The organism is Stenotrophomonas sp. IS26 (genome assembly GCF_054188265.1).
The window spans coordinates 151637-160869 of sequence record NZ_JBSZJV010000008.1; the positions used below are offsets into that span (position 1 = coordinate 151637).

Here is a 9233-nt window from a genome sequence, read left to right on the forward strand (position 1 = left end):
TGCCGCACCGGTTTCGATCGAGCTGGCAAAGCCACTCGCCACGGCACCTCAATGCGGGCTGCAGGTTGGAGATCAGGCCCACAATGCCTCTTTGATTAGGGCTTGCCGCGACCCGCGCTTACACCGTATAACCCGATTGTCAGTCGCAGAAGCGCAGGCTTGTGCTCGGCCACCTTAGGGGCCGGGCGCCCGAGGTCCACCCAATGGGGGCGCGGGAATCCTTATCGATTCCGGAGTCCACCATGACCAGCAAGACACTTAGAGCTCTCCGCACCCTTGCCTTCCAGGAACAGTCTGGTCGTTGCTACTACTGCGGCATGAAAATGTGGGAAGCCTCCCCGGATGAACTAGGTCTTCGCGCACGTTCGGCTGCTCCGTTCAGATGTACCGCTGAACACCTAGTTGCCAAGCAGGACGGGGGCAAAGACTCCAGGCACAACGTGGTAGCTGCTCACGCTACCTGCAATCACCGCAGGCACAAACGGGCAGCGCCCGCCCCATCTGCAGATGAGTTCAAAGTACTGGTGCTCCGTAGGGTCGCACAGGGAAAATGGTGGCCCTCTGCAAGGATGCCTTGGCATGACATTTGAACCCTCCACCCTGGATCAGATCCGATGGTCTGACCACAACTTCGTTGCCTTCGCTGGCTTAGACATGCATGCACTCACCATGTTCCGCGACGAAGTGGTGGCTCCTTCGCTGGACGCTTTAGAGCACAAGATTTCCGCACTGGAGCAAAGCGAGAACTCGGCCGAAAGAATCTTTGGAGCAGACTCATATGCAGCCCTTCATCACCGGACAGTTGAAGGCTTTCTGTTGACCACTCAATCCATGCATGAGAGAGGGATTCGTAGCCTTCTCCTTGCGATCGCCAAGCACAGGGCCTGGGACGCCCGCGCTCAACGAGGCATTCAACGCAGCGACTGGTCTGAAGATAAGGCGGCCAGCATTCCGGGACACTTCAAGAAGCTGCTCGACGCTCCGATTCAGCTCTTCGGAGACTATCAAGACCTCAAGGTGCTCAGAGTATTGGCTAACGCTCTACGCCATGGGGATGGATCCTCCGCCGAAGAACTCCATACGTTGTGCCCATCGCTCTGGTCCCATTGGCTGGCCCCCGGCACCGTGTTGAGCATCGCCGGCATCGAGATCAGCGTCCCAGCTGGTGCGCCATCCCACCCCATCTTCGCCGCTATTACGCTCCCTCGCAGTTTGTTGGAGCAGATGCTTTTCTCTGTTGTCGCCTTCTGGGAGGACATAGAATTTGTTAGGTGCAACTCTTTCTCCCAGAGGGATGCATCGACCGAGAGCCACATTGCGGCGCTCCGAAATAAGCGTACTCACCGGCACTCGGCTCGCGTATGGAGTCCGGGATGATGTCCGGGAGGCCTGATCGATGAACATGGCAAAGCGCCCCCATGCTTAGGGCGGGCGCACTGGATAACCAAGCCCGACAGCAATCGCCAAGCAAGTAATTGGCCCTGACTAAGACGAGGCGCGATGGGCCTGTTTGACTCAAGGACGTCGGGCCCACAGACCAAACTACCCGACATCCCGCATCCTCGCCGATGGACATTCCACCCGCCGACTGGACGCGCGATGCACCGTCCTCCACAGGGCCTGCATGGGGCTAATTGACATGTGCACCGCTCGCGATAGATTGCGACCGGAGACTGGAAAATGCACCAAAAAAAACACACAAAATACTTTGACTCCTGCGGGTTTCGGCTGACCTCCGGGCGTTCTGCTTACATCCTCGCAGTTTGCGCTGATCGGGAGCCCTCGGATCTGGGGCGTTCGCTGTGCGGAGAATATGACACGCTGGAGGAGGTATGGAATGCATGGCAGGTCGCCACCATACGCGCCCTGCAATACGAGGCGTGTGACCAGTGGATTGACAGATTGATTCAGGAAGGTCGCACCGATGACCACCGACGAGTGATAGAGGCACTTAAATCCGCACCCCGCCTTCCCCGAGATCTACAGGATGAGATGGATATCATGCTGATGAGTCTTCCACATCTCCCGACGAACTGGCACCAAACTGCCAAGCGACTGCTGACCCAACGCTCCGCGCCTTAATGACGTTGCAAGGCGATCTATAAGGCGACATCATCTGGTCATGCTTCCCAATGGATAGGCAGATGATTGCAAGAGGCGAGAACAACAAGAGCTACACAGAGTTGGACATCGCGAAGGCCAAGGAGCTGGCAGAAATGCGCTCGACTGTTCTTCGCAATGAGCAACAACAGATCGTTGTTCCGGTAAACCATCCAACGAGCAAGCACTTCAGGGTCATTGGAAGTGCTCCGGCAGAACGCCTACTTGGCGATGCTCATAACTCGACGCATAACAAATGCATAATCTATTTGAAGCGCATGTTGGAGAAGTCTGGCGATGCATTTCAGATCGTCACTCTGGTTCCGACTTTCAGCGCTTACATCCACCCTAAAAGTGGACGAGTCGCGGCAAAGAAGAATGAGAAGAAGCGGTATGATTTCCAGCCAATCTTCAAGTCACGGGCCGGCAGCGACTACAAATGGTTCACGGGATCGGATGCACGGGTTCGCTATCCAGACGGCAGCTACATTGAATCAGATCTTTGCGGCAAAGCCACATCTTCATTTTGCGCCAGTCACTCTCAACCGGACATTGTTTTGGAGGTCATTCGGAAGCATCCTCCGGACTTCGCCACATTTGAGAAGCTCCTTGAACTATCAAGGAATAATACGTTCGTTCTTTTCTTCATCATTCCGGAAGACGACGTTGAGTCACAGATGAACCGTGCATGGCCGATTCCTCAACTTGACCTCCGCGTGTCCTTTTACCTCAAGGATGGGCTGTTTTATGAGTCGGGCATCCACATCCCAGAGACAGGAGCCACCCGTTTAGAGGCCTACGCACAACTGGTCACCGGGGTTCTGGACAGCACCAAGAAGGAGGTCCTCAGCATCCAGAAATACGAGGCCAGACGCAACAGCGCCCAGACCACTCTTGACTCTGCCGCAGTCCATAAGAAGACATAGCGCCTCCAAAGCACATCGTTAGTGAATCCCGGAACTACGGGCAACAGGGGTTACGAATTTACTGCCTGCGGCCTTGCCGAAGATGCTCCGTTGCACGATAAGCCTGGGCGAGCTTGACCCGCGTGCACCTACAGCCCACCACGGAGGCACTGGAGATAGTGCAGCTTCCGGACTAATCTTGGCCCTCCCATCCCTAGCAAAACTTCTCATGAGCATTGATCTTAGCGGCCTGTCGGCCAAGGACTTGCGCTCCTTAATCACCGCAGCTGAAAAGCAACAGACCAAAGTCCTCACGCGCCCCAAGGCCTCCGCTATGCGCGCCAAGATCAACAAATACGTGCGTGACCATGGCTATACGATTGAAGAGCTATACGGAGCGCCGGCCAACTTGACGGACCCGCCGGCGAAAAAGAAAGGGGGAAGGAAGTCGACAAAGTCGAGTGGCGGCAAGGTGGCTCCTAAATATCGGAACCCCGCCAACGCAAGCGAAACGTGGACCGGCCGCGGCAGGCAACCCCGATGGATGGCAGCCCTAGTAAACAGCGGCAAGTCACCCGCTGATTTCTTGATCAAGTAAGCAAGAGGCCGCTGGCCTGCGTGAAGGCGCCAGCGGGCCCGAACCCAAGCTCTCGGCAGTCCTTTTGCCTCGGACATAACTGTCGCCCTCTAAACGCGACATTTAGACGGGGCGCGACTAGACGTGGGCGACCTGCCTGGTTGAGACCAGGGCGTGGGATCGCCCCCTCACCAAGCCGCGCGTCCGCACCCGTGCTCTGACTGATTAGTGAGACCGCCTACTTGATGAGCCCGGCGCAAGAAAGGCTAAATTGCCCACGCTCAGTTTGCTCCTACGCCGTAGTGGGCTGGAAGCAAGTGGTTCTTGCGTTGTGTGTCCCTCGAACGGGCAACACTACACGCCGTTTGCCAAGGGCGCAGGCGGAGGCAAGCAAGGAGCTAGAGCTCAAGAAGGGCTCGGATGGAGAGCCTAGGCGTACAGTCTCACAGATTTCTAGCTGTCACCCCCCCCCCAAGGCCCCGGTGCGAGGCTATTGAGCTAAGCTCTCGCCATGCCCCTTGGCTTGAATGGCTATGAGAGGCAATGAGGGTTGTCCGGAGGTGTCTGGATGAGTTGGTGCAGAGCCCCGTCGATGGCGCCACCAACGCAGGCCTCGTCCCCCAAGCTTAGCCGACCAGCAATATGACCGGGCGTATAGAGCGCAGCATTCAATGCAATTGGCTTACATGGAGTTTCCGATGAACCCGCATTTCTCGTTCGACGCACCGGAGCGCACCCGCCCGAAGGGACTGTATGCGCAAGTGGATTTTATCGAACCGTTGGGCGAAGGGTTGGCCTTGGTCGGCTTGGACGGGGTGGAGGCGGAGTGGTTCGCCGAATTCAGCGAGCGCTGTGGTCTGAACAACAATGCCGCGAGCGCCGACGCATGCGAGGAGTTCTTTCAAGAGGCACCGCTGTTCCACCTGCAGCTGACCATATTCTTCGACGAGGCGAATCGCCGGTTTAGGCCAAAGGCCAGGCGCTGGATGTTTCTTGAGCTTTCCGATGAGGGCCAACTACTCGGGCAACTGTATCCGAACCTCTTTTCCCCGCCCCAGACTGTGGCATTTGACGCTTTGCGCCTTCCACTGATGCACCGCAGGAGTCAGCAGCTGAACAACCTCATGTTTTTTCCAAGCAAAGCTCTGATGTCCCGCGCAAGGCCCAAGCCCAAGCCCACGGCCCGGCACATTGAGGAGCTAGCGGTGCTCGATGTGGGCCAGGGGTCGGCCAATGCATTGCTGTGCCGCGAAGGCGTTGCGCGCATCTACTTTGACGTGGGCTGCGGCGTATACCGCAATGCTCCCACGCGGCCACCGAACATCAGCTTCTGCCAGTGCGCGGACCCTATTGTTGTCCTTTCCCACTGGGACGCAGACCATTGGGCTGGAGCCACCATTGATACAGGCCTTCTGACGCGCACCTGGATTGCCCCCATCCCAGAGACGATCAAACACATTGTGTTCCTGATGAACATTTGGGCCGCGGGAGGAAGAACGCTTCTGCTCAGCACTTCGGCCACTGTTCGCCTAGGTTCTGGAATCAAGCTCGTTCGTTGCAAAGGGCCTGCAGGTGACCGCAATGAGTCAGGACTGGCGCTGATCGCCGAGCGCAGAGGCAAGCGTTGGCTGTTGCCTGGCGATGCCAGTTACCACAACATTCCAGGGGCCCTAAAACATCCCATTACGGGCTTGGTGGCCACCCACCACGGGGCCCGCGTCCATGGCGCCGGCGCTCCGGTGCCCTTGCCGGCGCTCGACTACGCCCGGTTGGCCTATTCCTTCGGCCCTGGTAACGCGCACGGAAAGTACGGGGTCTCCCACCCTCGCCCTGCGGGAGTGCACGCGTATGATGCAGCCGGCTGGACTCACACTGGCTGGGCCGTTCCCGCGCCTGGCAACGCTAACGTCGGCCCTCCGGGTCACGCCCGAGCAACGGCACACCACCCCACCACTCATTTGGATGGCATCCGCATCGGCTGGACCGTGCCAGCCGGCGCGCTCCCGCACTTGGCCGCCTGCCCAAAGGCAATGGCCCTTACGCAAACGTAGGGGCATCCCGCCATTCCATTCAGCAACGCGCCGGAGCAGTCCCCGTCACGGCGATTGGCTGCTGGGAAGACGATCAAACGCTGTCAAAAGCCTCTCAGCGTATGCGTAGGCCGCGCTCTCGACGCGGCAATGACTGAAGCTGCTACACCACAGGAAGAGCAACACCCCCGAAACCAGCAGTGTCGTGCCGCCCTCAAAGCCTGGGTGCAGCAGCGACGACCAAGTAAAAGCAAGCGGATTGAGGGTCAACGCTCCGGTCATAAGCAGGCCCACGAGCACGCCGGCGGCAGAGGTCGCCACGCCAAATGGGCGCAGCGCCGACATGTTCCGGAAGAAGCCGTAGGAGATGTTCTCCTTAAACACCAACGCTTCCGTGCCGCGAGTCCTCTCCCGCAGCTTGGCAACAGCGTCCTCGTAAGCATGGTCGGCCTTGCCCGGGCTGCCCCTTTCCTTGGCAGCCGACGGAACCTCTGCTTTCAGCTTTTCCTGGATCGCCTTGTGATACCCGGCCTTCGTAACAGGGTTCAGTCGCTCGTTTCGGTGACGAAGAAGAATAGTGGAAGGCATGCCTCCCCACTTCCTGACCAACTTCTCTTCGAGCTTCTTGCCCTGGAAGCGCACCACGCTGGAGAGCAAGAACGGCGCGCAGAAAGTCGCAATGACGGTCGCCACAACCTGCATAGTGTCGAGCTCGTCTCGAAACGCTGCAATGAAGGACACGGTCAGCGGCATCAGCACGATCAGAGCAGGAGCAAGCCTAGCGTTGCGATCATAGGGATCCGATACTTGGGCAAGCAGCTGACCTAGAGCAATAGGATTGGACACGTTGGTCTTCGCTCCCTCAGTCCTGCTCGTAGTCGGGCGGATACGGGGTCTGCTCGATGCTTCCCCAGTTGGCCCGCGAGATGCCGGTGGAGAGCAACACATCCCGACCTTCCGTGGCACAGAAATGTGCACCCCGGTGGATCATCGCGCGCACCACGACTTTCCTAGGGTGCGCCGTGTCGGCCTTGGCGGAACTGCACACCGCATTGAAGTTGTACCCGTCCTCCTGGGACTGTAGCGGCTCGCCCAACCAGCGGTTGAGGACCTCGGTGTTGACGTTTCGACGCCCCCCGTGGTGTGGCACTTGAAATCCCCAGACGCCAGGCAGCGTCCCACCCATCGCCTCCAAGTGGTCGGCGGCTTCAGTGAGGCCGTTACGACCCGTGTCTCCAGTCAGAAGCACGCGCTTGCCATTGATGACGATGGTCTGCACCACGCTCATCTCGTTCTCTTCGCTGGTCCCACCGACTGGGAAGAATTCCTGCCCCCACAAACCCTGTACCAAGTTCTTGGCAGCCTTGGCCAACGCAGCCAAGCCTTCGAGAGACGCCTCGACGAGCGTGCGCTCCCTCGCTGCCTCTGGCGTGCGCTCGGATGCGACCACGAGGTCCAAGTAGCGGGCACGCGTCGGGGCCAGCACCAAAAAATCGCCGATGCAGGCGCCTTGGAACGGGTCGCGGATAGGGATGTTCTTCTCAAGCGCAAGTTCCTCCAGCGCCGCCGGCCCCGGATACAGCTTGCGCAGGCGACTACGCAGAGCATCCACGGAGTTGTAGGTCTCAAACCGGGGGAGAAGCTCTTGCGCATAGAGCCAAGGCCGATGCATCCAAAGCTCCCCCACTTCGCAACGCTCAAGGACCTTGCGCAGGCCGTTTGCGTGATCGCTGTCCGGATGGGTCAGCACCACCGAGTCAACCTTGCCGGTACCGTAGTGCTTGGCGATGTGTTCGACCAGGCGATCACCGGTCTCCAGGTAGCCACCATCCACCACATGGATCCGGGTCTGCCCATTCAACTCGTAACGCACGCCAATGGCGTCACCGCTTTTGGAAGTTTCAACCCCTAAGAAATCCAACTCGATACTATCAGCCACGTTTAGCCCCCTGTTGTCTAAGGTTACTCATCTGAGCAAGGTTGAGACGAAATGCTCCGCCCGTTGGCGGGAACCGCCATCAGAGGAGAATCTTCTATTAAAAAGGCCCTGAATACAGACGGGCCATGCACCACAAAGCCGCCAAGACCTGCCGGCCTAGTTCGCCGCCACTGGCAGCCGCCCGTCCTTGCTTTTCCAGGCATGGGGCAATGCTAGCCGCGCCCGCTACATTCCAACTAAAGCCAGCTTCCAACATGACTTTTCCGTCGTCATGCAATCGTTGACAGGCCTGTGCGGGTCAATAGACCGCCTTCCCCATAGCGACCAAGGCTGCACGCAGCCCATCGGAACCGAACTTCGCCAGCAGCGCGGCGGCCATGTTTGGATCCAGCGCACAGTAGGACATGTAGCCCTTCTCGTTAAGGTAGAGCGCATAGAACCCGCTAAGTTTGGGCTGACCGAGCACCTCGTAGACGCCCTCTTCCAAGATTGGAATGTGGAGATGCTTTGGCGTGCCATCCGTGTGCCTGGACTGCACCTTCTCACTCATCCACTGCCGCCTGCCATCCGGAAAATATCTACGAACCACCGACTTTTTCTCCGACTTGTTGCACTGGAGAAAGATGCCTCGCTGTCCTCCAACCGTGCCCAACGTCAGCTTATCTCTGTACGACACCCTTGACGCCTCCAACTTCTCTGTTAGAAATCCACCAATCCACCGAACGGGCACAGCAACCGATGTACTGGCTTGAAATTTATTCACGGCACGTTGGCACAGCCCGCGTGGAAGGCCTAAGTAAGGCTCAACTCGACGCCATCGCCCCTTTCCTGGGCGGAGCAGGCCTTGCCAGCTCCTTCGGCATTTACCACCCTGATGGAAGCACAGAACTTCTGGGAGGTTGCCTGGCCGCCTCGTTGGAGGAGGACGGCGTGCACTACCTGCACATTGAGACTCCGGATATCACCCATTAAGCACCCGGCCAACATCGTGTTCATACGCATTTTGACCTGAGCCTCGGGTCGCAAGACCCGCTCAGAAAGTGGGCAACTTCTCCAGGTTGTCGCGCGTCGATTCATCCCGCACGGTCTTGAGGTAATCGGTCTTGACCGACATAATCTCCAGCGCCGCACCGAGCCGCCACCCACCGTCCGGCTTCCGGACGATGGTAGTGAAAGTCACATTCTTTTCGACCGACTCGATGACTTGAGGACGCGTCACGTCGCTGTAGCTACCTTCCTTGAAGGTGCCGTTGGTCTTATCAACCCTATGCACACGCAGCTTTGCAATGTGCGAGCCATCGCTGTTGTATTGCACAGCGGAAACATAGAAATCAGGATGCGCCACTTAGACATTTCCTTAACAAAATGCTCGGCGACATTAAACGACTCTTGCTTGCTTTATACAATAGGAAATTCCCTACCCCCGACTAAAGGCGAAAGGAGTCAAGAAAATGACACCCGGCGCTACAAAGGGGCCCACCCAGCAACGCATTGCAGATGACCTACAAATCCGAGCAACTTAATTCGGGCATGCAAACCTGCTCAGCATACCTATATGCCTGGCAAAAGATCGGAGTAGCCGTCAGAATTCTGACTCATTATTTACCTCCGAAAGCGCATTGGACAAGCCTGCTAGATGCGCGCTGTGCCTGTAGAGTCAAGCAGTCCTGATAGCCGCATCG

9 protein-coding genes are annotated in these 9233 nt (G+C 57.9%); 5 read left to right on the forward strand and 4 right to left on the reverse strand.

Annotation, left to right across the window (positions count from 1 at the left end):
* The first annotated feature begins 323 nt into the window (after window positions 1-323).
* The 5 genes from ACW6W5_RS09675 (at window position 324) to ACW6W5_RS09695 (ending at window position 5633) form a co-directional block, all read left to right on the forward strand.
* Window positions 324-590, forward strand: coding sequence for an HNH endonuclease (locus ACW6W5_RS09675; protein ID WP_226956584.1), 267 nt, complete (start codon window positions 324-326; stop codon window positions 588-590).
* The gene (locus tag ACW6W5_RS09680; RefSeq protein ID WP_152151131.1) at window positions 580-1377 is read left to right on the forward strand and encodes a hypothetical protein; all 798 of its coding nucleotides are present in this window, start codon (window positions 580-582) and stop codon (window positions 1375-1377) included. The genes ACW6W5_RS09675 and ACW6W5_RS09680 overlap by 11 nt, the downstream gene beginning before the upstream one ends.
* A 767-nt stretch (window positions 1378-2144) precedes the next feature.
* Window positions 2145-3026 carry a hypothetical protein gene (locus ACW6W5_RS09685; RefSeq protein WP_152151129.1) on the forward strand — a complete coding sequence of 294 codons (882 nt, stop codon included), beginning with the start codon at window positions 2145-2147 and terminating at the stop codon, window positions 3024-3026.
* A 208-nt stretch (window positions 3027-3234) separates the two neighbouring features.
* Entirely contained in the window at window positions 3235-3603 is a 369-nt protein-coding gene (locus tag ACW6W5_RS09690; RefSeq protein ID WP_152151127.1) for an H-NS histone family protein, read from the forward strand.
* A gap of 677 nt (window positions 3604-4280) precedes the next feature.
* On the forward strand, window positions 4281-5633 hold the full coding sequence (locus ACW6W5_RS09695) for a ComEC/Rec2 family competence protein (RefSeq protein WP_152151125.1): 1353 nt from the start codon (window positions 4281-4283) through the stop codon (window positions 5631-5633).
* 45 nt (window positions 5634-5678) lie between these two features.
* Here the strand turns inward: ACW6W5_RS09695 and ACW6W5_RS09700 are convergent, their stop codons facing one another.
* From ACW6W5_RS09700 to ACW6W5_RS09715, 4 genes are all read right to left on the reverse strand, one after another.
* Window positions 5679-6458 (reverse strand): hypothetical protein, encoded by a 780-nt coding sequence (locus tag ACW6W5_RS09700; RefSeq protein WP_152151122.1) that lies wholly within the window; start codon window positions 6456-6458, stop codon window positions 5679-5681.
* 16 nt (window positions 6459-6474) lie between these two features.
* Window positions 6475-7551, reverse strand: coding sequence for an MBL fold metallo-hydrolase (locus ACW6W5_RS09705; RefSeq protein ID WP_152151119.1), 1077 nt, complete (start codon window positions 7549-7551; stop codon window positions 6475-6477).
* Between the two features lie 298 nt (window positions 7552-7849).
* Window positions 7850-8101 (reverse strand): hypothetical protein, encoded by a 252-nt coding sequence (locus tag ACW6W5_RS09710; RefSeq protein WP_152151117.1) that lies wholly within the window; start codon window positions 8099-8101, stop codon window positions 7850-7852.
* A 483-nt stretch (window positions 8102-8584) separates the two neighbouring features.
* Complete coding sequence (locus ACW6W5_RS09715; protein WP_152151115.1) at window positions 8585-8896, reverse strand: DUF3892 domain-containing protein; 312 nt, start codon at window positions 8894-8896, stop codon at window positions 8585-8587.
* Between the last annotated feature and the right edge of the window lie 337 nt (window positions 8897-9233).